This is a genomic window from Vibrio diabolicus (genome assembly GCF_011801455.1).
In the GTDB taxonomy this organism is placed as follows: domain Bacteria; phylum Pseudomonadota; class Gammaproteobacteria; order Enterobacterales; family Vibrionaceae; genus Vibrio; species Vibrio diabolicus.
Map to the genome: position 1 here is coordinate 2,835,074 of NZ_CP042451.1, position 25,338 is coordinate 2,860,411.

Sequence of the window (25,338 nt, forward strand, 5' to 3'; positions counted from 1 at the left end):
TGCCGGCTAATCCAGTTCCAATTGGCTTGAAAACAAAAAGGTCAAACTTGGGTGTTACCACCATATAATTAGTCTCATCTAAGAATTACTAAAGAATTAGATGTGAGTCCTTCTGTAATATCTAAGTAGAGAAATGAACTTGTTGAAAGCGGCCTATTGTTTACAGAGCCGCCGTTAGGAAATACTACTACTGATTATTCAGCGGAGCAGATTTTTCCATAGTGATTGGAAACTGTAACTATGTCTGAACGCGAGTTAGCTGAATACTGTAGGTCTAAAGGGTTATTTATAGATGACGTTAAAGCTTGGCGAGCACTATCTATCAAGGCGCAGAGCGCAACAGCGACGTCAATATCACACAAAGAAAATAAGCAACTGCGTAAGGAACTCAGAAAGATAAAAGCGATGGAGAAGGAATTGGCACGTAAAGAGAAAGCACTTGCTGAAACGACTGCGCTACAGGTTTTGCGGGAAAAGTTCAATGCCCTCAGGGAGACCTGCGAGGAATACAGATTCCTATCTCAAAGCGGCTTAAATAGTCACACTTGTGATGAAGCTGTGCATAAAGTGGCAACAAAAACAAAGGCTTTTTCCACCGTAGGGTTGTCAATACTAACATTTCAGCGCAGGACACGGAACTCTACCAAAGTCGCAAGTGATATGCGTCAGAATCATCGGCAGCACGAGCCTCATAATAAGCTATCAGAAGCCGAAATGCTGCAGATATTAGATATCTGCAATACGCCAGAGTGTACCGATTTACTGCTGAATATCATCGTTCCAATGTTGGCTGATGAAGACATTTACATTGGGCGAGAGTCCGCATTTTATCGTGCATTAAAAGCAAATACCCATCTAGGTAAGCGAACTCGTAACAAAGCTATCACAAGCCATGCTGACCAAGGATTCAAAAAGCCTGCAGACCAAATCAGGTATGGAGCTGGGATATCAGTTATCTGCCATCGAAAATACGGGGAAGGCACTATTACCTCTATTTGATAATAAATATCTTCAGTAGAAAAGTAGTAGATGCAGAAGTGTATGATCAGGAGCTAGGCGAATATGCAGCGGAGTAACTCCAAAGAACAGCATGGCGGAGCAAGTTCGCAGGACACATTACTTTGCACAATGACAACGGTGCTCCTATGAGAAGTTACACCATGCTTGCAAAGATGCATGATCTTGGGGTCATAAGCTCTTACTCTACGCCAAGAGTAAGCAATGACACCCCATACTTTGAGTCATTGCTCAAAAACAATAAAGTATTGTCCTTGATGTCCAATGGATGGGTTTTCTACTATTGAAGACTCTCGGTGTTGGGTTGGTACTTATGTTGATAGCATAAACACAGTGGCACAAAGTATGTAACACCTCAGCAGAGGCATTGCTGCGAGGATAGTGAAATTCTCCGACAGCGTATGCAAGTCTAACGACGTGCTCAATGGACCTCACCCAGGCAGATGGATTCGGCAGGCGAGAGACTGGAGTTATACCGATGAGGTGAACTTGATTCCTGAAAAGTGTGCAACGTAATCGTTCATGTTACTAAATTGTAAAAAACCTACAACTTGCTTGAAAAACAGCGAGGACGAGCGAACTCAATCACCGAAACACGCGTTTTTAGTAAAAGCATGGGAAATAGATACAACTAATCAGAAAAAACCACACAAAATCAAGCATCAAAAATAAAATCAGTAAATCACTTTATTTTATATCTATTTAATTCACAACAAAAACTCAGAGGTGATACCTTAAGTACTAAATTTAATCTATGATACGTTTATTTTATGATGAAAACAAATCTATTACTTTGTGCAATTACGCTTATATCAATATCGCTTGAAGTCTCTGCGAAGTCAGATGCACAATTAACACAAACTATTAAAAATATCGAAAACGACTGGAAAGGTCGTATCGGCGTTTATGCTTATGACACAGAAGGAGACTTTACCTTTGGCTATAGAGATAAAGAGAGATTTCCGTTATGTAGTTCATTTAAGTCATTTCTTTCTGCTGCTATTCTAGCCAAGTCTCAAGAAAATCTTTTAAATATAAATACCTTAATTGATTTTAGCGATCGTGAACTAGAGTACTGGTCTCCAATTACTAAAGAAAACCAGAAATATGGAATGACGATAGGCAAACTTGCACAAGCAGCTCTTCAATATAGTGATAACGGTGCGACTAATATTCTATTAGAAAGTTACATAGGCGGCCCTAAAGGGATGAATAACTTCATGCAAAGCATTGGAGACAACAACTTTCGCTTAGACCGTTGGGAACTAGAACTTAATACAGCGATTCCTGGAGATATAAGAGACACATCCACACCCAAATCTATGGCTACCAGCCTCGGGAATTTATCATTCGGCGATGTTTTAAATGATACAAACCGAGAGTTGTTTAATAATTGGCTAATAGGCAACACTACTGGAGATAATAGAATAAGAGCCGCAGCAGATAAAAGTTGGATAGTCGGTGACAAAACAGGGTCTTGTGGTGTCTATGGAGCTGCAAGTGACATTGCAGTTATTTGGCGAGAAAAGTCATCACCGTTAGTTATGGCTATATACACTCATAAAACTGATCCAACAGCTAAACATAACGATAAAGTAATAGCAGAGGTCGCTGACAAAACTTTCCAGTATATAGCTAGTCAGTAAACGCAAACAACCACTTGAAACCATGTGATATTTAGGGGAATGATTTCGTAATCCGATGAAACTAAACTGGTCCAGTATTCTCTGAGTAGCTAAATAGAACAACCTTTATAGTTTTGTAAACAATGCAACATTCCCCTAATCAACCGTAGTTCACTTATTGAATAGGTTATAAGAAGTCAAACGTAAATAAACAGAGTGCTCAATAGACCGCTACTATTTAGTATGACTTGGTTTTGTCGAGTAATGAAATTCTTGCTATTTTGCTTGTTCTAAACCCACACTATAGCCTTTATGAATATCTAGCACTATGAATTTATTCAGCGCTAAACTCATAGAGTAAATCTAGCAACTTGAGCTTTTTACTTCGTGACAAACTTCCCACCCAACTATTTCATACGATACATTGCTGCCTGTGATAGAGATCGCTTATATAGTGCCCATAACACTGTTTCAAATTCTTGTTAGATACGTAGAGATTTAGACACCTAACAACTAAGTTATGGAGATATTCCCATTTCCGGGAAGCTGCCCCTCTATGAAAGAAACGAGAGTAAACGATCGCTTGAGCCGTACTGCATCATTGTGAGGTCTAGTGTTATAAGCTCTATCACACAAATATCTTAATGATTTTCCTATCTGTTTGCTTACGTAAGTTAGGGAGTACTTCGACATAGATTAAGTTATCAACCCCAACTCCGAAGCGACTATTTCGTAGGTGCTGTATCTACAGCAATATCAAGTTTACGATAGACGCTGCGTTTCCCGTTAGTTCGGTACATCTTAACTTTGTACTCACTCTCACTGTAGACCTTGAACCCCGTGGCATCAATGGCCAAATACTGTATGCGCTTCTGGTTTTGGTTTTGGTTTTAGATGAAACCTCAACTTTCTTAACTCGACGACTCATACAGGGTGTAATAAAAACTCACAAACGGAGTATTAACCCACACGAATACTGAATTTATATAACCTTGTAGAACTCTCAATGGTATAGAGAAAAAGAGTTTTAGTGATAACTAAGTCACTGAATCGGCGAGTTCTACCTCACTTAACTTCTTTTCCCTTGCTTATCAATCAAAAAAATAGGGAAACGAGATTTATTAAGGCTTAATTATAAAATTTACAGTTATTTTTATAACAAGATTGCGGGATTCAACTACAGAGGTTAATGGGCATATTCAGTCATAACTTATAGTCTCCCCCCCTTTTTTTTATAAGACAGCAAAAATAAACACATAGCAACAAAAAAATAATTTAAAAAATCACTTGAAAATTTATAATTAGTTATTTTATTTTCGTTTATTTTTTTGGAGCCAAATTTATTCTAGAGTGGTCGTCGTGAATTGAACATTTCGGCGCAATGGATATTTATCTAATTTAAAACTCGAGGAACAGCAATATGAAACTTACAAGGACTTTTATTGGAACTCTTACTTGCCTTGCGTTTTCTGCACCATCCCTAGCAAACGACGCATCGGCTACAAAAACGTATGTAGTAAATCTATCTAAAACTATTGAGCCAGCTATCAGTGTCGCACTAGTTGACGGTTTAGGCACTGAAATGCCATCAACTAAATCTTTTGAACTAGTACATGACACGACGGGTGATCGAGATTTACTGCTTGCGAAAGCATTTGCCGATGATTTAAACATTGTATCAAATGAAGCGGAGAGTGCCAGGTATAAAATCACTCGAACTTTATCTCCACTTTCTTTAAATGGTAGCGAAGCCGATGCACAGTCTGTACTTTTCTGGAACCAGTTAATAACTATACCTACCGGTTGCAATGAGCTTTTTCCCTATACTTTTACGAGGACGACTAAGCAAAACCAGACTATGGCATTAACGTCAAGCGTTCCTAACAACGGCAAAATTTGCGATACGAGTGTGGAATTTAAATTCAAAGACAAAGCACCAGCCGGCAATTATGCAGCTAATTTAACGATTGATATTGAACCAAGCCTGTAAATTATATTTATAGGTAATTTACATGGAGGAGGTAATTACCTCCTCCTTTTTACCCTCCATATACTAGCTAAATTAATAATTATTTTAAAGGAAACACCCGTTATATTGCGTGCGCCGGAGCAAACCGGACACCCATTCCGGTATTATCCGGACGCGCATTCCGTTTTAATCCAGACACCGATTCCGTTTTAATCCGGACGATTTTGGCCTAACTCCGGAATCGCTGTCCGGTTTAGCGGAAACCCTGTCCGGATACTCCGGAATACCAATCTTTTCTCTTTTAAATCAATACCTCACAATCTTTGCTGTCGATTTTAATGCAGCAAGGAAGTGAGAATGCCGAAAAAGAGAACGTCTATGGATAAAATCAAAGAGGTATTGCGCCTCAAATACGAATGTCACCTATCACTGCGAAAAATCGCTTCCTGCACGAAGGTAAGCCGGTCAACGATCTCCGAGATCCTCACTCGCTTTGAACACTACGGCGTCGGTTGGCCATTACCAGACAACCACTCAGAAGCTCAACTTGCTCAAGTGCTGTATCGTGATAAAACCACATCCGCTAGCAAGGTGATGCCAAACTTTAGTTATATCCACAAAGAGCTGCGCCGTCCCCCAATGACCAAGCAGTTGCTTTGGGAGGAATATGTCGCTGAGCATCAAGAGCGTGCTTATCGATACAGTCAGTACTGTGAGCACTATCGGCGTTGGCTTAAAAAGCAAAAGCGCAGTATGCGCCAGAGCCATCTGGCCGGAGACAAGCTCTTTATCGATTACTGTGGTCCCACCATCCCAATTATCAATCCAGAGACAGGAGAAGTTCGCAACGCTCAAACCTTCGTGGCAACACTGGGCGCTTCAAACTACACCTATGTCGAAGCCTGTGAAAGCCAAAGGCTGGAGCACTGGTTAGAGGCACATGCCAATGCCTTTGAGCACTTCGGTGGTGTGCCTGCATTACTGGTCCCCGATAATCTCAAGGCTGCTGTCACCAAAACCGATCGTTATGAGCCTCAGCTTAACGACAGTTACCGCCAGCTCGCCTACCACTATCAAACCGCAGTCATGCCAGCACGGCCATACAAGCCTAAAGATAAGGCCAAGGCTGAAAATGCAGTTCTTGTTGTCGAGCGTTGGATCATGATGCGGCTTCGTAATGAGGTCTTCCATACCTTCAGAGAACTTAACCTGGCGATTAAAGAGCTCATGCAGTCATTAAATCAACGACGAATGAAAGAGCTGGATGCAAGTCGGGCCGAGCTGTTCAATATGCTCGATAAACCTGCTTTACGACCTCTGCCAGCTGAGCGCTTCCTCTACACAGAGTTCAAGCAAGCGAAGGTAGGGCCCGACTACCATATCGAATATAAGCAACATTACTACTCCGTCCCGCACCAGTTGGTTGGACAGCATGTTCAACTAGAAGTTAGTCGCCAACTTGTCCGTATCTACCATCAAGGTCAATGTGTTACTCAACACCCAGCAAGCGCAAAGGTGCGTGGCCAAAGTACCTACACGGAGCATATGCCAAGTAACCACCAGTATCAGAAATGGTCGCCGGAGAAGCTACAGCGCTGGGCGGCGAGGATAGGTCCCGCAACGAAAGAAGTCATCTGCCATCTGCTCCACAGTCCAAAGGCCATCCCGCCCAGGCAACCCGCAGCTGCTTAGGGCTACTGAACCTCTCAACCAAACATAGTGACCAGCGCCTAGAGCAAGCCTGCAAAGACGCTCTCACCGTCAATAAACCGTACCTGAGGTTCATCAAAAACCTACTGCAAAATCACCGTGAGGGACGGTTGTCGACCTCACCAGACCTTACACCGGACATCCAGCACAGTAATGTTCGCGGCCCAGATAGTTATCACTAGGAGCACACTATGAACTCAATCAATGAACAACTTAAAGCCCTGCGCCTTGGCCATGCAGTGACAGCATTAGAGCAGCAAAGAGAACAGGCTTCGACCTATGCAGAACTGAGCTTCGAGGAGAGGCTCACTCTGCTGCTAGAAAGTGAAATACTGGGTAGAAACCAAGCTAAGATCCTCAGACTTAAGCGACAGGCAAAGCTGAGGTTAGAAGGGCTTGCTAGTCAAATTATCTACGAAGAAGGTCGAGGGTTACGGCGAGTACAAATAAGCGAACTGCTCACTGGCAAATACCTTCAGAAGAAACAAAATGTTCTGATCACCGGCCCAACCGGAGCTGGTAAAACTTACCTCGCTTGCGCGTTAGCGGGACAAGCTTGTGAGCAACTGTATAGCGCACGATATTACCGCCTCAGCCGACTACTCGACGATCTTAGTTCCGGTCGTCTTGATGGCACGTACCAAAAGCAACTACAGACGCTAGCCCGAAAAGATCTCCTGATCTTAGATGACTGGGGAATGGAAAAACTGAGTCCAGATCATGCAGGCCATCTACTAGAGCTTCTTGAAGATAGATACCAAACGAGCAGCACGATCATGGTCAGTCAATTGCCCGTTAAGGAGTGGTACAACATGATCGGTAATGCCACAGTCGCTGACGCTCTGCTAGATAGGTTGATCCATAATAGTCACCGTATAGAGCTGAAAGGTGAATCAATGAGAAAACTGGCACAAACCGGACAGGTAGAGTAAAAATAGAGGTAGAGAAAAGCTTGGGGAAAAGGGCGTCCGGTTAAACACGGAATCAGTGTCCGGAATCAGCGGAATACGCATTATATTAAGTATATGTAATAAGATATACACAAAGGAACTTAATTTAAAACAAAAGTAAGAGATAAAAAGGCAAGTAATAAAATGAAAATATCTGTTCTATTTTTAATTAATGCGTTAATTGCTTTTGACGCTTTCAGCTAACTTCAGTATTTCTCCTGTAACAAAGGAAATAGAGTTTGATAAAAAGGGAGTGTCATCTAACTATTTCACTATAAAATCCCACCCAACCGAGCCTTTATATATTAAGTTATATGCTAAAAAGTTATCAATCCTAAGCTTGAAAGCCAACTAGAAAAAGAAATTAAAGATAACTCTGAACTTATAACCAGTCCTGGAAAAGTGATTGTACGCCCATTTGAAGAGGAAAAGGTAAGAGCGTTTTTACGATTAGTGAGCCAAGAAAATGAAGCTGCCTATAGACTTTACTTTGAGCAAGTTAGCGACTTTGAAAAGCTGGAAACCGATGTACTCTCAGATACAAAAGGTAATCTTCCTATTAGATATATTCTTTCAGCATTAATAAAGGCTAGCCCAGTTTCATCTAAACCTATTTTGCTAAATGAAAGCAGCTCATTAAAGAACTTAGGTGATAGACATATACGAGTTATTGAGAAATGCGCTACCTCTACAAACGGCAAATGCGTATGGGGGAAAGTTACACCGTATATAAACTTACATTCTGTGAATGACCTCCCCTGAGAAAGTAACTCTTTGAAGGATTCAAAAAATATAAAATACCCCCCGCCCTCATAACGATGAATACATCTTTTCTAAGTGAGGATAATCCGCAATGAACCCTATTCATAAGATTTTATTATCGCTTTTATCTCTTTCCATATCCAATGTTTCATTGTCGATACCTCAGGAGTTTGTGGGTTTACAAAACATTAAACTGTTGTGGTTGATATTATATAAGGGCTCTAAATAGATTAAGTTATCAACCCCAACTCCGAAGCGACCATTTCGTAGGTGCTGTATCTACAGCAATATCAAGTTTACGATAGACGCTGCGTTTCCCGTTAGTTCGGTGCATCTTAACTTTGTACTCACCTCCACTGTAGGCCTTGAAACCCATAGCATCAATAGCCAAATACTGCACGCGCTTCTGGCTTTGATTTTAGATGAAACCTCAACTTTCTTAAATCGATGACTCATACAGGGTGTAATAAAAACCTACAAACGGAGTATTAACCAGCACGAATGCTGAATTTATATAACCTTATAGAACTCTCAATGGTATAGAGAAAAAGAGTTTTAGTAATAACTAAGTCACTGAATCGGCGAGTTCTACCTCACTTAACTTCTTTTCTCTTGCTCATCAATCAAAAAGAATAGGGAACCGAGATTTATTAAGGCTTGATTATAAAATTTACAGTTATTTTTGTAACAAGATTTCGGGATTCGACTACAGAGACCAATGGGTATATTCGGTCATAACTTATGGCCTCCCCCCCCCCTTCACAAGGCAATATAAACAAATATATAGCATTAAAAAACAATAAAAAACAACCAGTTAAAAATTTATCATTAGTTATTTTATTTTCGTTTGAATTTTTGACGCCAAATGTATGATGTGCACTCGTCGCTAGCCGGAAATTCCAGCTCGACGAAAATTTATTTTTAACATTACATAGGAACAAGAATATGAAACTTCAAAAGACTACCATTAGCACCCTTGTTGCTGCTCTTGCGTTTTCTGCATCCTCTCTAGCAGCAGGAGCTACGAATACGTATGAAGTAGAGCTAACTAAAACTGTTGAGTCATCTTTATCTGTCCAACTAATCGACGACTCAGGCGCCCCACTACCAGCAACTCAAAATGTTGAATTATTACACGCTGAGAATGGCACCAATTATTATTTGCAGGCGAAAGATTTTATTGATGGTTTAAAAATTGAATCAAATGAAGGGGCGGATGCGGTTTTTGAAATCACTCGAACTCTATCTCCACTTTCTTTTAATGGTCTTAGCGATGTGCCTGGACTTTCATCAAACAATATCGGAATTGCTCAGAACACTAACTCCTGTACTGAGAATTATAAAACTAACGGCGAAGCCAGTACTGATAACGGAAGTGTGGCATTAAAAACTACACTTCAAAACGGTGGCAGACTTTGCGATACGTCTGTGCTATTTAGATTCGGAAGCCCACTGGAAGCCGGTGATTATGCAAGCACTTTAACGATTGATGTTAATCCAAGCCTATAGATTATATTTATAGGTAATTTGCATGGAGGAGATAGTCATCTCCTCCTTTTTACTCTCCATATACTATCTAATTTCGTAATTATTTCAAAGGAAACACTAGTTATATTAAGTATATTATAAGATATACACAAAGAAACTTACTTTAAAGCAAAAGTAAGAAATAAAAAGGTAAGAAACAAAATGAGAATGTCTATTTTATTTTTAATTAATGCGTTAATTGCTTTTGACGCACTTTCAGCTAACTTCAGCATTTCTCCTGTAACAAAGGAGATAGAGTTTGATAAAAAGGGAGTGTCATCTAACTATTTCACTATAAAATCCCGCTCAACCGAGCCTTTATATATTAAGTTATATGCTAAAAAAGTTATCAATCCCAAGCTTGAAAGCCAACTAGAAAAAGAAATTAAAGATAACTCTGAACTTATAATTAGTCCTGGAAAAGTGATTGTACGCCCATTTGAAGAGAAAAAGGTAAGAGCGTTTTTGCAATTAGGGAGCCAAGAAAGTGAAGCTGTCTATAGACTTTACTTTGAGCAAGTTAGCGACTTTGAAAAGTTGGAAACCGATGTACTCTCAGATACAAAAGGTAATATTCCTATTAGATATATTCTTTCAGCATTAATAAAGGCTAGCCCAGCTTCATCTAAACCTATTTTGTCAAATGAAAGCGGTTCATTAAAGAACTTAGGTGAGAGACATATCCGAGTCATTGAGAAATGCTCTACCTCTACAATCGGAAAATGCGTATGGGAGAAAGTTACACCGTATATAAACTTATATTCTATGAATGAGCTTCCCTGGGAAAGTGACTCTTTGGGCGACTCAAAACATATAAAATACATAATTCCCCCTCATGACGATGAGCTTACCTTTTCTAAGTGAAGGTGATTTATAATGCGTATTATATTCAAGATTTTATTATCTTTCTTATGCCTTTCCGCATCTCATGATTCATTGTCGATACCTCAGGATTTTGTGGATTTACAAAAAAATGAAACTGTTGTAGTTGATTTGATATATAAGGGTTCTAATATATCAACTCAACTTATTAAAACATCTACAAATAGTTTCCAATTTATGGAACCGCAAGCATTAATAAAAGACATTGAACCTTTTATTTCAAGTAACATAGACTCTATTAGCTACAGGTTAACTAGAGAACAAAAAATATTAACTAAAAGATACTGCATTGCCTATCCAAACCAGTGCAACCCTGAGTCAGAAAGTATTGTTTTTGTTTATGATGTGGAAAATAATAGCTTGGAAGTACATATTAAAGAAGATTTACAGAGAAAAGTAAAGCAATATAAGTATCATTCACCAAACAGAAGTCAAGAACGGGCACTTCTCCAATCAAACGCCCTATCTATTCGTTCAAATTTCGAAGGGAGTGATGCTTTTTCTTTAAGAACAAACTCAACACTAGGCCTTGATAAGGATACTCATTTATTCTTTTCTGGATATACGACACACGACCATGAGTCTAACGAATCAAACATAGATTCAGCCTACATGAGGCATGGGTTAAATGAACGTTGGTACTTTAAGTTTGGTAAACTATCACCTAACTCTCAATCACACTTTTCAGAGGGGTTATTCAATTATAACTTACTACCCCAAAAGGAAATTAGAGGCATTCAATTAGGTACCGGAATGCAATACTTTAATACTAATCTCTCCAATGATGATAAAAAAATCGAGATATTTAGTGTCGTCGGTGGTCGTGCGGATATTTACCAAAATAATGTCTTTATATCTTCTGCCAATTTATATCCGGGCTATACAAAAATTGACACCTCCGCTATCTTAGGTGGATTTTCTCGTGAAATAGATATACATATCTATGAAAATGGCAAACTGAGTCGAATCGATTCTCATTCACTTGTTTCTAACTCAAGACTTTCAGACGGTTTACCACAATGGCTTGTAAAATCGGGTATAGATGAAGACGGTGATGATATCATTGAGTTTGCTACATGGTACCAAGCTAATAGACATATAAATTGGTTAAACGATATTTCTCTTTCTGGCCAAATGAATCATAATGGTTGGTTTAGTGAATTAGGAGTATCGACTTCTAACTCTTATATATCACATAGTAATATAGCCATAGGTTGGTCTAATAATATACGTTTTATGCTAGGAAATAAGAGTGGGGATAGTACTAACCACTTAAGCCTAAACTCAAGCTTATCAAACGGTAAATCAAACCTAAACATTGGTTATAAAAGGTCCTATAGTGAGAGGTGCTTAAGGAATGATATAATTTCATGTGCCGAAGAGTTTAATTTATCAGTAGGTACATCTATATATGGAAATTCTATCAGATTGAGTCATGATATAAGAAATAAGTATTTCGATATATCAGAAACATATTATAAAAACAATAAGCGAGAAAGTTCGACATTATCCTTCAGTCGTTATCTTCCTATTAAAAAGGTAAGAGCAAGAGTTTCATCTAGTATTTCTCACACTCGCATAAACAATGATTTTAAAGAGAATAATTTTTACATTAATTTATCGTTGTCGCTTCGAGGAACACCAGACTTTTACTCTGTCAATTCTAGTTACAGTAATGAAGGAATAGGTCTCGGTGCTGGTTATAATTATAGTGATTTAGATAAAGAGTTAGGTTTAAGAGCAGTGTCGAATAAAGGACAAAGTTCAACGCTTTCAGGCTCTTCGAGAGTCGAAATGTACGATAAAGGAAAAGTCAGCACTTCTTTTTCCGTTAGCGAGTCTAATCATAATGCTTTCTTAGGTTACTCTTTGGGGCTTGCCTTGACCGAGAATGGCGTTTTTTCAACTGGTCCAGCGTCATTCTCCAACAATTTATCGGCTGTAATGTTGACAACAGATAATGATAGGCTTCCTACGCACCAAATTAAGACTAATTCAAAAGCCGAAGATATAAGACCATCATTTAATAAAATTACTTATCCTTTTCCAGGATATAAATATTCATCTTATATTATTAATGAAAGCAGAGTGTTTAATGAAGAGAAAATAGACACTATTAAACGAGGAACAGGTCGAAGAGATATATTACTAACTCCAGGCCACCTATATATTCATGATATTATATCTAAGAGTGAAAGATATTACTTAGGGAAAAACCATAAACTATCCGCAAACACTATTAACTCTAAGATGAATAATTTAACTAGCTTAGATATTGATGATTATGGTAATTACTTCATCATTTCAAACTCTGATATTGATGGCTTTCACATTCATATTGATAATGAAGCTTATTTTTGCAAGTTTTCTAATATAGATACTAGTAACGACATAAATAAAGTAAATACAACTTCTTGTAAAAAAATATAAAGGTTATATATGAGTTTTAGAATTCTAACTACCGTATTGCTGCTGTTGAATCCTTTTAATGTGCTTGCAGCTATCCCTATCACCGGGAAATTGGCGGAGTCACTGGATGAACAGTACTTAACATATAGTAGATCAATAAGTAGCTTTCCAGACATCATATTAGAACGTAATTCAAGCTATCAAATATCTATTGAACAGCTAAATTCTAGTGGTCAAAGTAGCAGATTAAAGATATACCTTTGCAACGTGTCACTAGATAGCTGCGAATCCTTAGATAAATCAGAACTAGAGATAAAAGGTAGTATTCTTTCTAAGAGGTACATATACTGCACAGTTCCTTTAAATAAGATCAGTAGTGGTATGCATAATTTTGCTTTCCAATTATCTGTAGTAGAAATTACTCCTTAATATAAAATACTCACCACCTTATTATATCACGCAAACGGACTTGCTTTTTAAGATAAAACTTTATATGTACTTCCCCCTTTAAAATAGATAATGAACATGCTTAGTAAAATACGAAACTTTAGACTCCAACCAATAATAAGGCTGTCTTATGGATCCCCTAATATAATTGCATATGAAATGTTAGTTAATCTACATAATCATGAGGTTGATTTGGAATTTTTCTTTAAAACACTTCCTTTGATTGAATTTAAGAAGTTATTTGTTTTTCAATCAGCTCTCTGCAGTAGTCTTAACGGCAGTTTTTATGTAAACACTCCATTGGACCTTCTTCTTGAACATTATATATCAGGCGTGATTTATGATTCAAACTATAATAGAATACAACCAGATAAACTCTGTATTGAAATACAAAATCCATGTAGATTACTTCAGTTAAGTGATTTAGATTTAGCTGAATTAAAAACTGAGATCAGCTTATTACAAGCATCAGGAGCACAGGTTTGGCTAGACGATATAAGCGAGACTTATTCTTCGCTGGCAATAGCCTTAGGTGTTGACGGTGTAAAATTAGATAAAACTTTTTTTTGGAGTATTGATAACCTCTTCGGCTTACAGGAAAGATTTAATCAGCAAAATATTTCAGTTATTGTAGAAGGTGTAGAAAGTATCGAACATTATAATAAGGTAGCCAAATCTGATTGTATACTTGTACAAGGGTTTCTTTGGCCTGATATCCAGATTGATTTTAACGGTAGAGTAAGTCAATAATAATCTCATAAATTTATTTTTATAATTAATTATTCCCTTCTACCTTTTAGTTCTTAATGAACATATCCAATAACAAAACTTTTGAGAACATGCATTATGAAACACGTAACATCCTGCATTTGCGGTGCAGTTAAAATAGAAATTGACAATCCAGACTCAAATTTTACCGTTTGCCACTGTTATATGTGTCGCACCTGGGGCGGAGGTCCGCTGTTTGCATTAAAGTGCGGATCCGAAGTGGTATTTTCTGGAAAGGGAGAAATTAAACAATACACTTCATCGCCTTGGGCTAAGAGAGGTTTCTGTGGGGAATGCGGGACTCATTTATTTTATAAGTTAATAGATACTCAAGAATATAATATACCCTTAGGTTTACTTCCTAGTCTGCCAGGGTTAAAAATGTCTATACAGTACTTCAGCGACATGCGTCCTAATTACTATTGCTTTACAAATGAGACTCAGGAAATGACGAGTGAAGATATCGTCTCCTTTTTCTCAAATAAAATAAACCCAACTGTTTAGTATAAATCACGCTTTCATTTGGTTAAAGTTAAATTATCATCTAATACCAAGAAAAGTTATTATATGAAAACTAAAATCACTCCACTATGCTTATTATTTTTTACCTTACCCTCGGAGGGACAACTTAGTGAAGCTGCAGGTTTTGGCGGTGAAAGTACCACACGTTCCGATGTCGCGGTTGTTACACTCGCTTTTCAGCAGGGCTATCAACACGAGTTGCCGTCCGGCACCGTGCTCGATATTTCCTATCTACCGACCGTGCTCAAAAGCGAAACTTGGCGTAACCCATATCAAGTCGGAACCGCCCGTAAAGAAACGGATGTGGACGGCAATGCCTATCGCTTTCAAATCAAAGGATTGATTGATAAAAACTTCAACCTTGATCTCGCTTATGCTGAGAAAGACATTGAGCAAGAAGAAGTAACGGACCGTTCACTCGCTCGCGATGCGAGACTTTACTACGTTAAAGGTGACTATCGGATTTCACTTAATCAAACATCCATGTTGCAACCGGCGTTTACCTACATTAATCAAGATGCCGACGGTAAGGCGGAATCATTTGATTCGTACGGGTTTGACATCAGTTGGTTTAAATTTATCAACCGCCATCGGTTGGCCCTCACCGCAGGTTATGCATGGAAAGACTATCAAGCCGCTAGCCAAACTTTTGCTAAAACACGAAATGACGACACCGTCAGCCTATTTGCAGCCTATGAATATCAAAACGTATTTGACTGGCAAAACTGGTCGTTCATCTCTTTAGCCGGCTACAGCCAAACGGAATCCAATATCACGTTCTTTGATGAGGAAAAATATATGATTTTCGTAGGCGCGGTTTATAGGTTTTAATGTTATATGTTAATAGCGTTCCCTTTACTCACTATTCAGTATACATCTAGGTGTAATTTTATTCCCTAAATAATATTAAAAGAGGTTTTATGTCTTTCTTAAAAGTTATAATAGGTTATGCAGAGGAAGAAGGTTTCTCTATTTATGGTAACTATATATTTAGCAATGGCCTAAAGTTTGAAATTGTTGAGTTTAATGAAACATTGGAAGTTTATTTAAACAATCACCAAGAAGAGTTGTATTTAATAAAATCCAATAAGGATTGCATCAATTTCTGCTTAATACTTTCAACTTTATTGAACGATAAAAAAACACACTTAGCATTAGAAGGTAAGAACCTTTATAACTAAGTATTTTAAGAATAAATCCTTATTGTAAATACAGATTAAAACACTCGCATTATAGATAATTTCAGGCATGTTATTGGCTTTACAACATACATATTTATCACGAGTTATTCTATTATTTACCGCAACATTTTCCAAGTAGCATTAGACTATCTAATAACCTCATAAACTACTTAAGATAATTTATAAAATAAAAATGTCGTATTACTTACGAGCTAAATCCAGTTAACCTTGGGAATATAACATATCTATATGGTGCGTTTTCTTTATTGTTGTCAATCCACTCTTTATCACAAGTTGATTACGTTTTCTCCTAGCTCTATTACTCGTAATAATTTTCTTTCCCAGATATCCAATGCACGACGTTTCTCAGCCAAATATTCGTATCTATCGTAATGTTTTGAGCTAACGTCGTTTAGAGCATGATTTTGTAACCTGTCTCTTACAGACTTGCTGACTCCTATCTCTCCCATCAAGGTTTTACAGGTTCGACGTAAATCCCTAGGGATAAAATACTCAAATTGCGGGTGATCATCTCTATAACGAGCAATAGTTTGGCTCAATGAATCTAAGCGAACGTGGTCATTGTCATCTTTATGATGAGGGAAAATAAATGGACTAGCTGAGTTGCTTTCTCTGAGCCTTTCTAAGATACACATCGCTGATTCAGTCAAAGGGACCAAATGGCTACGCTTGTTTTTCGAAAGGTCAGGAGTGATAAGTAACGTTCGTTCATCCCTATTGATTGCTGTCCATTTTGATGCTGCAATCTCATAAGGTCTTTGTCCACCAGTATGAATACAAAGAAGAATAAGGCATCGCATCATTTCTGAGGCTCGAACTCCTTCTATATCAAATTCAATATCATGCATAAACTGATGTAATTCCGTGAACGTTAGATAGCGCTCCCCTACTCGTTCTGCATCTTTTTGTTTTGGTATAGAAGATACTGGATTAAAGACGAGACCAAACTTAGCGTCTCTCAAGTAATTCGCAGGATCATTATCATGTGAAAGGCCATAATTAAATGCGGCATGAAGGTAACTTCTGACTCGGTTGCTCTGTGTAGCGGCACCACGTTGTATCATATGAGCTAATATCGTAACGATATCAGATGTCGTCACATCACAAGCCTTTGTTTCTCTAGAGATAAATGGATAAACCTCTTTCTCCAGTGACCGATAAACGTTTTGATAAGTTCGCTTCCCCTCTTTTCTCATTTGGTTTACATAACTTTGAAACAGCAACTCTAAGCTTCCCTTGCTCTCCTCCTCTCTTCGAGCTACTTCACGCTTTTTCTCTGCGCTGGCTAATTCAAATTTAGGATCGAGTCCCTGCTTTAACATTAAGCCCAGTTTATGCGACTCTTTCCGCGCATCAACAAGACTAAGCGCTGGAAATCGCCCTAACTGAATAAAGAGACGTTTACCCTCGCGATAGTAGCGAAAGACAAACCCTTTATTTCCACTAGCAAACACCTTCACTCCAAGACGTCCAGCGCCTTTAGTTCGGTCATCATCCCAAACGTAATACGCATTACTTTTAGGCTTTAAACCCACAATTTCTTTTTGCGTAATTGCCATGACAGATCCTTTGTTGCGCAACTACACCCAGGGCTAAATTGGGTGTAGTTGTGGGTGTAGTTAGGAGGTCTCTTAATGACAGTTTGTGAGATATCATAAGATAAGGCAAGTTAAATAACTTATTATTTATCAAAAACTTTAAGATAACGTGAGATAGAATGGAATTTGATAAAACAAATACTATCACGACTCATAATCGATTGGTCATGTGTTCAAGTCACATAGGGGCCACCATTATTCCTTAAGGCTTATGGAGAAATCCGTAAGCCTTTTTTCGTTCTAGTCCTTTCCATATCCGGTCTGCAATTACTTCCTGTAAGCTCTGGTCCATTAGCACCACTGAAACTCTCCACGTAGTCACCACAGAGTCACACTTCCCCTATCAGAGTGATATCCACCATTAGAACCTTCTCTCGTCTGTACAGTACGAATCAGAGCAGATACATACCACTCAACACCAGACCTAAACCTCAGAAAAACTCGCCGCCTGAACCAACAAAAATATAACCAACATCCGTTCCATTAGGTCCAGTTATTAATATAAATATAATTTAGATACCTGAATGGAGTTCTAGCTGAGATTACGCAGGAGACTCAGCACCGAAGATTAGAACAAGATGAATGTTGAATCATGATGACCGATTACCCTCAGTGGTAATCGGTCTGTTATCTCTTAAGTGATTTAGGTCAGCAGTAAGCAACACTCAACCACAGCCCCAGAAACAGCAGCTAATCACGGGGCTGGTATTCATACTCAGAACGGAATTACCAACGGCACACTGGGTTACAGCGCGAATCTGGTATGAGTTAGGGTGTCGAGTTAGGTCAGAGGAAGGGGATGGAACTACTGCCGCCGCCGTCGGCAAACTGGACGGAAAACCTAAATAGGAAATTTACATTAGGGTTCGTGTCCAGCTCGGTATCTAGCCAAAATCAGAGCTAAAGACCGGATAGAGACCGGACCGACGACGCCGTCGCGATAATTGCAGAAACTACATCATGCAGGAAGTCAGGCAGGATAAGCCTTAGAGAGAGATTACAGGGCCAGTCTGGTGTGACCGACCCAGCGTTCTAGGATTTTAGATTGGGGAATGGGGGTCTTAGGTACTCTTTCGTCGGTAGGTACGACGAAGATTTGAACAAGCTGTTTTAATTGCTACCACTCTATAGTGTGTATCTGCCAAAGGCCGAGAGCCAAGTTCTTGATCATTAGTGACTGATTGTCGGAGCTCTTTGAAAAATGTTTGGGGATAATTGACACCTCCCACATTTTTTATATCTCGTGCAATAGTAGTGATTTCTTTAACATTACGTGTAAGCTTCGTGATCGTGATTGTATCACTAAGCTCTTGCGTATCGGTTGTCCAGAAACGCAGTGCTTCGTCCTCAAGTTTTTCTAACTTTTCTCTAAATTCGCGTACCCACTCATTGTGGCTACTTTCTCTTAATTTTTTATTGTTTTTTTTGTGCTGCACAACAGCAATTACAACTGTCAGCAACCATCCAATAAACACTAAACCCCAAGTGATGTACTGAGTATCATCTTTGAGTAGGTTAGTTAGATAGCATAATTTGTCTGCAGTCCATGAACAACTCTCGGTGAGTGCTTCAGGTGCGGATGAGAGGGTCATTCTTGGCCCTCCTGTTTTTCTACCTCATCTTCAATATATTCATTAATTTCTTCAATAAGCTCAGGTTCTTCATGTGAGATTAATTTGATATTTCTAACAATATTCGCGCTGATACCATCTCGAATGAGTCCACCGAATGCTTCTTCCAAAAAAGATGAGCCATAACCTTCAGTGCCATCAAGATCAACAGTCAAATCTTTATCTCGTTCAAGCTCTTTCTTTATCCAATTCTTAAAATCTTCACCAGAGCTTGGACCTAAACTGATGTACCTTGGCCCAGGGCATGGGTATCTATCTGAAACTTTTATTATTTTCATTCTTCTCCACCTTTTAGTGGGATAGTCCACTCAATAATAGTACCAGAAACGGAGTGTTTATGATCATGCATAACTTCTTTCACAGCACCTTTGTCGCCTTTGTAGATGTATCTACCATGATTAGAAAAGATCGAGAGAACCCCTGCACCTATTGAATCAATGACAGACTTAATGTCTGTCAGTCCTTTACCTCTGTTCGACTTCCCTGTGCTAGTCCGTGTTAGGCTTGAGGCCGCTTTGATAAAAGTGGAATCTTTAACTTTGAGAGGGTCGAAGCCCAGCGTTCTAAACAAACTTGATAACGCACTTGCGCCCTGAGTTATTGGTAGTGTCTTTGGAATACCAACGCCTTTATCACAGATTACAACTACGAGTTCAGAACCTCGAATGCCAGCAAAGGTCCACCATTTAGCAGTATGGTCTTGCTCACAATGTTCACAATCATATTTATAGGCATGCTCAACAGAGTTAGACATCGCTTCAACAAAGCCTCTGTAAAGTTTTCTGCTTGCTTTTCGTTCTAGCTCATTCTTAATTTCTTCAATCATAGATTTAGCTAAAATTGGCTCAGAACAAACACCCGAAGTATACTTCCAAAAAGTTACATCATCATATTCAGGCGTATCCCGTTTATCTTTTTTCAACAGGTCGTAAAAGCCTACTTGTTTTAGTACGCTTTCCATCTTTGGTTCTCTAGGGTGATTAAATGAGATTGCTCTTGCTTTATGCGGGCTCTTTTTCGTGATTACATCAACTTCTGCCAAAAGCGAAAGCATGGCTGCAGCACTAATAAACGTAGTAGATGTGAAGTCCAAGTGTATTCTTCTTTTTCCCTCAAGCGCGCAATCGCGTACTTGTTCAAGAAATGCATTTGTCGCTTCATATTTACTTTTGGTGTAGTAATCAACATGCTCTGGAACAACTAGCAGGATTCTTTTATTGGATGAAAACCCATTAGGTCTGATAATTTTATGGTTTGGATATTTAATCAGTCGTAAAGCGGTTTTGTTTTTTTCAATAACGCTCCAAGAGCAGGAATAACAGTTAAGAATTTTGCGTTTGAGCTTATGCTTCTTGGTTCTTAACTGGCGTTTTCTTATGAAGGCTGGCGCGACAGGCTTAGTTTGTTTCATTCTTGTGACTCCTTTCTGCAATCATATGATACCACGCAGTTTTTTAGTTGGTGGTGAAAGATAAAGAAATTCTTGATCCTGTTAGATCTAACAATATTTAAGCTCTTAACGTGTGACCCTTTGGGGAGTGCTTTACAAGGATACGTAAGGCTTGCCTCTATTTGGCGTCAACCGTAGTTTGGTGGGACGGCACTCCAAGGGGAAGGGGTGTACCTACGAATTTCTAGCGCATTCCACTCGATTTTTAGAAGCCGAAATATCCTTAAATTAAAGTACATATTAACACTATGATATTGATAATCATGGAGTTAATTATGATTCAGCTAAACAATCTTCAACAAATCACAACACTACCAATCACCACAATCCTACAAGCACAAGTCAAAGCCATACTCACCGAACCATTTCACGATGAATCTGAAACCCAACAGATATGGGATGAACTGCAATGTGAATTCTGGTTCCTCACATCAATTTCCGATCTCTCTGCTGTCGTCGTCGACGATATAGAAATGCTAAAGCGAGCATTGACCTACACCGAATTCGAAGATGATCTGGACTACGGAGCAGTACTCACCCTGAGCATTGTCGAGGACAGTGGCAAGGGTATTTACATGCTGCTACCTAAGACACTGCTCACCGAATTACGCCAGTATTTCTCCATCGAGAATGACTAAAGAGGCAAAGATGCAATCCCGAAAATTCAAATTCAATAAGCGCCAACTAGATTCACTACCACCGACGCCGCCGTCGAGCAAAAGTAAGGAAACGGAATACACTGACGAATTGTGTAGCGGTTTAAAATTAATCGTCAACCGTCTGGGGAGGAAGCGTTTCCTCTTTAGGTACACCTATAATCGGGTCAAAAAATCTATACAACTAGGTGAATATCCGGCGCTAGATATCGCCACTGCTCGTCAGATTGCCAATGACCATAAACGGGAAATTGCTCTAGGCAATGATCCCAAGGCTATTCGTGATGAGAAGCGTAACGTGCTCACTTTTCAAGAATTTGCGGAGCTGCACTACTTACCCTACGCAATGATGAATAAGCTCACCGCCAAAAGTGATGCAGGTAGTCTCAAGCTTCATTTCTATCCGAAATGGGGCAAGAAACCTCTCACTGATATCGGTCAGCAAGATATTCAGAAATTGTTAGACGGATTACTAGAAGGTAGAAAGCCAGCCACGGTCAACCGTCTGCGGTCCTTAATCCTGCGAATGTTCAGGCTCGCAATGGAGTGGCGCTTTGTTGACTCAAATCCCGGTCAGTACATCAGGAAGTTGAAGGAAAACAATGTAAGACAGCGATTCCTCTCACGGGCTGAGGTTTCCAGCTTCATCAAGGCATGTAACGAAGAATCCAATCGCACCCAATCTAACGCATTGAAATTCGCCCTGCTTACTGGGATGCGTATAGGTGAAATTACCAGTTCGAAATGGGAGTGTCTTACCGTCGACGACGACGGCAATTGGAGCCTATTTCTACCACACACTAAGTCGGGGCTGTCGAGAACTGTCCTACTCAACCACCTAGCTAAGGAAGTCATCCATGATCAACGACGATTTCAACAACAGAAGAACCCCTATATCTTTGCCGGAGATGCACCCGGTAGACCTATCGCTCATCCGAAGAAGGCTTTTGCTCGAATCAAGAAAGCTGCCGGGATTACAGACAACTTCCGAATTCATGATTTGAGGCACAGCTTTGCTTCAATTTTAATCAATAGTGGTAATGCCACGCTCTATGATGTTCAGCATTTGTTGGGACATCAGTCGCCACAGACCAGTACAAGATATGCTCACTTAGCTTCGAGTAGGTTGAGGGAGGTTAGTGCTAATGTGGCTGAGTTGATTGGCGATGTGAGCAAAAGTTAGTATTGAAAGCAGCGAGTGTAGGTACTCGCTGTATTTCACATCTTTACGTTAAAAGGTCTGATAATTCGCCACTTCAAGTAGAAAACTCTACATTTTGTTGTGTTGATTGTATAAAGATGAGAATATGCTATTTCGTCTACCACATATAGATAACTTATTGCTAACATTGAAATTTATCGTTATCTATATCGAAAGTTTGCGTAAACAAGTAGATTTATGTGTTCAATCGCTTAACTATTAAGGATGTGTATGGATACAGCTAAATGCACTCTCAATGGAGAGTTATACACAGCTTCTCTTTTTTCAACACTGCCTCCGAATGAGTTGGCCCACAAGAGAAAACACCTCATTTGCCCAGAATGTCAGGCTGATGTGTATTTTAGAAAAGCTTCTCGTAACGGTCAGTCTGCCTGTTTTGTTTGTCGCACTCATGCTATTGATTGCTCACTATCCTCTTCAGAAACACAAGGATTAGAAAGCGGTAAGGTGGATGAAGAAATTGTTCATAACCTGAACCAGTCTTTTGAATTAGATATAAATGTTGAAATAACACAAACAACTTTACCGACCCCATCTGAAAATAAAACTCACGTGACTCTAAGTCAATTATTGCGGAATTTAGTTAATTCTCCAGAGTTCAGAAAATCTGACAAAAAAATAGTAATTGAAGATCCTAATACAACAAGAAACGTTGACAATTTCTTTGTTCATTTTTATGACGTAAATAATACTAACAACGAAGATGTATACGGATTTTGGGGAATATTGAGTGATGCTAGATTAGACTCTAATGGCTCATTATGGCTCAACGCTGGAGGGATTGGAGAAGTTAGTTGTGTAATTCCTTGTGAACTTGTTGATGATTTTTATAAACATTACAAGCTAGAAGATGAGGAAGAACTCAGTGGGGCTTATACATTGATCATTGGGACTAAAAAAACTTCAGCCAACGGTAAGGATTACATTAAGTTAAAAAATATTAATCATATTGTTATTAGAAAAATAAGCTTACTTTCTGAACTCAAAAATAAATATTTTATAAACGATAAAAAAAGACTAGCATTCCTCCTAAGAAATCACCAAAAAGGGATATTTGATGATGAGCTAGGAATTAAGAAAAAACACTATATTGATAGAAAAGCAGCCAAAGAGTGGAAAATAAAACTCCTAAAAGAACTGCACTCCGACAAAAATCAAGAAGACTCATCATTAGACTATGATGAAGTCTCTTCTTATATTAACAAAATATACAATAGAATGGTAGGTAAAGCATGACGTCAAACCTACCTACGGTTATCTATCATTCTTTAGATAAGCTTGCAAAACGAGATGAGCTGAATCAGGTGTTAAGTGCGGCCTCTCAAGCACTAGATAGCGGGCATATTACAGCAATAGTGAGCGCTTTTTTTGTTAACACTAAAGTGTGCGTTAATGGAATTCCCTATATTAAAATCGGTGGCCTTTCTTCTATTTTAAGGACTGGGAATTCCGGAGCAGAAAGACCTTTGATTTATCAGGGCATACCGGGTGTTCTAGGTGCCGCAGAAATTGTTGAGATTGATGGTGTTGAGCACATATCAGGCCCTTCACTAAGGGCACTAATTGATACTAGAATAGCCTTCACAACTGGCCGAACTAGGCAATATTTATCGATTGCCATGAGCTCATATGAACGAATCATTAATTTAGCTGAAGTTCGGAATCTCAAGGAGCTGTTCTTAGATGATATACAAAACAAGCGTCCACTACTGAAAACACAAAGGATCGCTGAATTTAATATTTCTTGTTGTGAGTTTACAGGCCAGCAGTTTCTAAATAATCAGTCTGTTGAGTTTGCACACATTCAAAGTGTAGCCCTCAACCCAATGTTAGCTCTTGATATAAATAATGGCGTAATAATATTAAAAGAAATTCACAGAGAGCTCACCCGTCTAGGTATTCATGACTTTGCTGGGATGTACCAATTCTGCCAAAACAATGGCTACTCAACAACTTGGTCTGATAATATCTAAGTGCCACTCTAAAATCCTAGAACGCTGGGTCGGTCACACCAGACTGGCCCTGTAATCTCTCTCTAAGGCTTATCCTGCCTGACTTCCTGCATGATGTAGTTTCTGCAATTATCGCGACGGCGTCGTCGGTCCGGTCTCTATCCGGTCTTTAGCTCTGATTTTGGCTAGATACCGAGCTGGACACGAACCCTAATGTAAATTTCCTATTTAGGTTTTCCGTCCAGTTTGCCGACGGCGGCGGCAGTAGTTCCATCCCCTTCCTCTGACCTAACTCGACACCCTAACTCATACCAGATTCGCGCTGTAACCCAGTGTGCCGTTGGTAATTCCGTTCTGAGTATGAATACCAGCCCCGTGATTAGCTGCTGTTTCTGGGGCTGTGGTTGAGTGTTGCTTACTGCTGACCTAAATCACTTAAGAGATAACAGACCGATTACCACTGAGGGTAATCGGTCATCATGATTCAACATTCATCTTGTTCTAATCTTCGGTGCTGAGTCTCCTGCGTAATCTCAGCTAGAACTCCATTCAGGTATCTAAATTATATTTATATTAATAACTGGACCTAATGGAACGGATGTTGGTTATATTTTTGTTGGTTCAGGCGGCGAGTTTTTCTGAGGTTTAGGTCTGGTGTTGAGTGGTATGTATCTGCTCTGATTCGTACTGTACAGACGAGAGAAGGTTCTAATGGTGGATATCACTCTGATAGGGGAAGTGTGACTCTGTGGTGACTACGTGGAGAGTTTCAGTGGTGCTAATGGACCAGAGCTTACAGGAAGTAATTGCAGACCGGATATGGAAAGGACTAGAACGAAAAAAGGCTTACGGATTTCTCCATAAGCCTTAAGGAATAATGGTGGCCCCTATGTGACTTGAACACATGACCAATCGATTATGAGCGAAGGTCTGACGCAACCTCACTGCACAATCAACATAGAAACCCTGCCCCGACTCACCCCGAAATCCACCAGCAAAATCACATCACCTGATTACCCGCATGATTTTACTGACGTCG

At 39.2% G+C, this 25,338-nt stretch carries 19 protein-coding genes and 1 pseudogene; 16 read left to right on the top strand and 4 right to left on the bottom strand.

Features of this window, described 5'->3' with window-relative positions; genetic code table 11:
- Window positions 1-240: 240 nt before the first annotated feature.
- The 12 genes and pseudogenes from FR741_RS13380 to FR741_RS13435 all read left to right on the top strand — a co-directional run bounded on the left by FR741_RS13380 (window position 241) and on the right by FR741_RS13435 (window position 15,769).
- Window positions 241-999 carry a hypothetical protein gene (locus tag FR741_RS13380; RefSeq protein ID WP_167426922.1) on the top strand — a complete coding sequence of 253 codons (759 nt, stop codon included), beginning with the start codon at window positions 241-243 and terminating at the stop codon, window positions 997-999.
- Between the two features lie 788 nt (window positions 1,000-1,787).
- A complete protein-coding gene (gene bla / locus FR741_RS13385; RefSeq protein ID WP_167426923.1) occupies window positions 1,788-2,663 on the top strand; it encodes a carbapenem-hydrolyzing class A beta-lactamase in 876 nt (291 codons plus the stop codon).
- A gap of 1,399 nt (window positions 2,664-4,062) precedes the next feature.
- Window positions 4,063-4,632: a hypothetical protein gene (locus FR741_RS13390; RefSeq protein ID WP_167426924.1), complete on the top strand. Its 570-nt coding sequence runs from the start codon at window positions 4,063-4,065 to the stop codon at window positions 4,630-4,632.
- Window positions 4,633-4,968: 336 nt separating this feature from the next.
- Window positions 4,969-6,503 (top strand): annotated as a pseudogene (gene istA / locus FR741_RS13395) (IS21 family transposase).
- Window positions 6,504-6,512: 9 nt separating this feature from the next.
- Window positions 6,513-7,253 carry an IS21-like element helper ATPase IstB gene (gene istB, locus FR741_RS13400; RefSeq protein WP_167426925.1) on the top strand — a complete coding sequence of 247 codons (741 nt, stop codon included), beginning with the start codon at window positions 6,513-6,515 and terminating at the stop codon, window positions 7,251-7,253.
- Window positions 7,254-8,978: 1,725 nt separating this feature from the next.
- The gene (locus FR741_RS13405) at window positions 8,979-9,542 is read left to right on the top strand and encodes a hypothetical protein (RefSeq protein WP_167426926.1); all 564 of its coding nucleotides are present in this window, start codon (window positions 8,979-8,981) and stop codon (window positions 9,540-9,542) included.
- A 180-nt stretch (window positions 9,543-9,722) separates the two neighbouring features.
- The gene (locus FR741_RS13410; RefSeq protein ID WP_167426927.1) at window positions 9,723-10,424 is read left to right on the top strand and encodes a hypothetical protein; all 702 of its coding nucleotides are present in this window, start codon (window positions 9,723-9,725) and stop codon (window positions 10,422-10,424) included.
- Window positions 10,425-10,436: 12 nt separating this feature from the next.
- The gene (locus tag FR741_RS13415; protein ID WP_167426928.1) at window positions 10,437-12,872 is read left to right on the top strand and encodes a TcfC E-set like domain-containing protein; all 2,436 of its coding nucleotides are present in this window, start codon (window positions 10,437-10,439) and stop codon (window positions 12,870-12,872) included.
- Window positions 12,873-13,376: 504 nt separating this feature from the next.
- Window positions 13,377-14,048 (top strand): EAL domain-containing protein, encoded by a 672-nt coding sequence (locus FR741_RS13420; protein ID WP_167426929.1) that lies wholly within the window; start codon window positions 13,377-13,379, stop codon window positions 14,046-14,048.
- Between the two features lie 96 nt (window positions 14,049-14,144).
- Window positions 14,145-14,570 carry a GFA family protein gene (locus tag FR741_RS13425; protein WP_167426930.1) on the top strand — a complete coding sequence of 142 codons (426 nt, stop codon included), beginning with the start codon at window positions 14,145-14,147 and terminating at the stop codon, window positions 14,568-14,570.
- Between the two features lie 63 nt (window positions 14,571-14,633).
- Window positions 14,634-15,419 (top strand): DUF2860 domain-containing protein, encoded by a 786-nt coding sequence (locus tag FR741_RS13430; protein WP_167426931.1) that lies wholly within the window; start codon window positions 14,634-14,636, stop codon window positions 15,417-15,419.
- Window positions 15,420-15,508: 89 nt separating this feature from the next.
- Complete coding sequence (locus tag FR741_RS13435; RefSeq protein ID WP_167426932.1) at window positions 15,509-15,769, top strand: hypothetical protein; 261 nt, start codon at window positions 15,509-15,511, stop codon at window positions 15,767-15,769.
- Between the two features lie 287 nt (window positions 15,770-16,056).
- Here the strand turns inward: FR741_RS13435 and FR741_RS13440 are convergent, their stop codons facing one another.
- The 4 genes from FR741_RS13440 to FR741_RS13455 all read right to left on the bottom strand — a co-directional run bounded on the left by FR741_RS13440 (window position 16,057) and on the right by FR741_RS13455 (window position 20,430).
- A complete protein-coding gene (locus FR741_RS13440; protein WP_167426933.1) occupies window positions 16,057-17,349 on the bottom strand; it encodes a tyrosine-type recombinase/integrase in 1,293 nt (430 codons plus the stop codon).
- Window positions 17,350-18,449: 1,100 nt separating this feature from the next.
- On the bottom strand, window positions 18,450-18,980 hold the full coding sequence (locus FR741_RS13445; RefSeq protein WP_167426934.1) for a hypothetical protein: 531 nt from the start codon (window positions 18,978-18,980) through the stop codon (window positions 18,450-18,452).
- The gene (locus FR741_RS13450; RefSeq protein WP_025536705.1) at window positions 18,977-19,297 is read right to left on the bottom strand and encodes an STAS-like domain-containing protein; all 321 of its coding nucleotides are present in this window, start codon (window positions 19,295-19,297) and stop codon (window positions 18,977-18,979) included. The genes FR741_RS13445 and FR741_RS13450 overlap by 4 nt, the downstream gene beginning before the upstream one ends.
- Window positions 19,294-20,430: a hypothetical protein gene (locus tag FR741_RS13455; RefSeq protein WP_025536704.1), complete on the bottom strand. Its 1,137-nt coding sequence runs from the start codon at window positions 20,428-20,430 to the stop codon at window positions 19,294-19,296. The genes FR741_RS13450 and FR741_RS13455 overlap by 4 nt, the downstream gene beginning before the upstream one ends.
- Before the next feature lie 314 nt (window positions 20,431-20,744).
- Between FR741_RS13455 and FR741_RS13460 the strand changes: the two genes are divergently transcribed.
- The 4 genes from FR741_RS13460 (at window position 20,745) to FR741_RS13475 (ending at window position 24,320) form a co-directional block, all read left to right on the top strand.
- Window positions 20,745-21,107, top strand: a complete 363-nt coding sequence (locus FR741_RS13460; RefSeq protein WP_174856100.1) for a hypothetical protein — start codon at window positions 20,745-20,747, stop codon at window positions 21,105-21,107.
- Between the two features lie 10 nt (window positions 21,108-21,117).
- Window positions 21,118-22,308, top strand: a complete 1,191-nt coding sequence (locus FR741_RS13465; protein WP_174856101.1) for a site-specific integrase — start codon at window positions 21,118-21,120, stop codon at window positions 22,306-22,308.
- Between the two features lie 249 nt (window positions 22,309-22,557).
- Window positions 22,558-23,583 (top strand): hypothetical protein, encoded by a 1,026-nt coding sequence (locus tag FR741_RS13470; RefSeq protein ID WP_233059788.1) that lies wholly within the window; start codon window positions 22,558-22,560, stop codon window positions 23,581-23,583.
- Window positions 23,580-24,320, top strand: coding sequence for a hypothetical protein (locus FR741_RS13475; RefSeq protein WP_167426938.1), 741 nt, complete (start codon window positions 23,580-23,582; stop codon window positions 24,318-24,320). The genes FR741_RS13470 and FR741_RS13475 overlap by 4 nt, the downstream gene beginning before the upstream one ends.
- Window positions 24,321-25,338: the final 1,018 nt, after the last annotated feature.

Coding starts and splice junctions, on each gene's coding strand:
- FR741_RS13465 (WP_174856101.1), top strand. CDS start 21,118: ATGCAATCCCGAAAATTCAAATTCAATAAGCGCCAACTAGATTCACTA.
- FR741_RS13420 (WP_167426929.1), top strand. CDS start 13,377: ATGCTTAGTAAAATACGAAACTTTAGACTCCAACCAATAATAAGGCTG.
- FR741_RS13435 (WP_167426932.1), top strand. CDS start 15,509: ATGTCTTTCTTAAAAGTTATAATAGGTTATGCAGAGGAAGAAGGTTTC.
- FR741_RS13450 (WP_025536705.1), bottom strand. CDS start 19,297: ATGAAAATAATAAAAGTTTCAGATAGATACCCATGCCCTGGGCCAAGG.
- bla (WP_167426923.1), top strand. CDS start 1,788: ATGATGAAAACAAATCTATTACTTTGTGCAATTACGCTTATATCAATA.
- FR741_RS13440 (WP_167426933.1), bottom strand. CDS start 17,349: ATGGCAATTACGCAAAAAGAAATTGTGGGTTTAAAGCCTAAAAGTAAT.
- FR741_RS13405 (WP_167426926.1), top strand. CDS start 8,979: ATGAAACTTCAAAAGACTACCATTAGCACCCTTGTTGCTGCTCTTGCG.
- FR741_RS13380 (WP_167426922.1), top strand. CDS start 241: ATGTCTGAACGCGAGTTAGCTGAATACTGTAGGTCTAAAGGGTTATTT.
- FR741_RS13455 (WP_025536704.1), bottom strand. CDS start 20,430: ATGAAACAAACTAAGCCTGTCGCGCCAGCCTTCATAAGAAAACGCCAG.
- FR741_RS13425 (WP_167426930.1), top strand. CDS start 14,145: ATGAAACACGTAACATCCTGCATTTGCGGTGCAGTTAAAATAGAAATT.
- FR741_RS13445 (WP_167426934.1), bottom strand. CDS start 18,980: ATGACCCTCTCATCCGCACCTGAAGCACTCACCGAGAGTTGTTCATGG.
- FR741_RS13410 (WP_167426927.1), top strand. CDS start 9,723: ATGAGAATGTCTATTTTATTTTTAATTAATGCGTTAATTGCTTTTGAC.
- FR741_RS13390 (WP_167426924.1), top strand. CDS start 4,063: ATGAAACTTACAAGGACTTTTATTGGAACTCTTACTTGCCTTGCGTTT.
- FR741_RS13475 (WP_167426938.1), top strand. CDS start 23,580: ATGACGTCAAACCTACCTACGGTTATCTATCATTCTTTAGATAAGCTT.
- FR741_RS13415 (WP_167426928.1), top strand. CDS start 10,437: ATGCGTATTATATTCAAGATTTTATTATCTTTCTTATGCCTTTCCGCA.
- FR741_RS13460 (WP_174856100.1), top strand. CDS start 20,745: ATGATTCAGCTAAACAATCTTCAACAAATCACAACACTACCAATCACC.
- istB (WP_167426925.1), top strand. CDS start 6,513: ATGAACTCAATCAATGAACAACTTAAAGCCCTGCGCCTTGGCCATGCA.
- FR741_RS13430 (WP_167426931.1), top strand. CDS start 14,634: ATGAAAACTAAAATCACTCCACTATGCTTATTATTTTTTACCTTACCC.
- FR741_RS13470 (WP_233059788.1), top strand. CDS start 22,558: ATGGATACAGCTAAATGCACTCTCAATGGAGAGTTATACACAGCTTCT.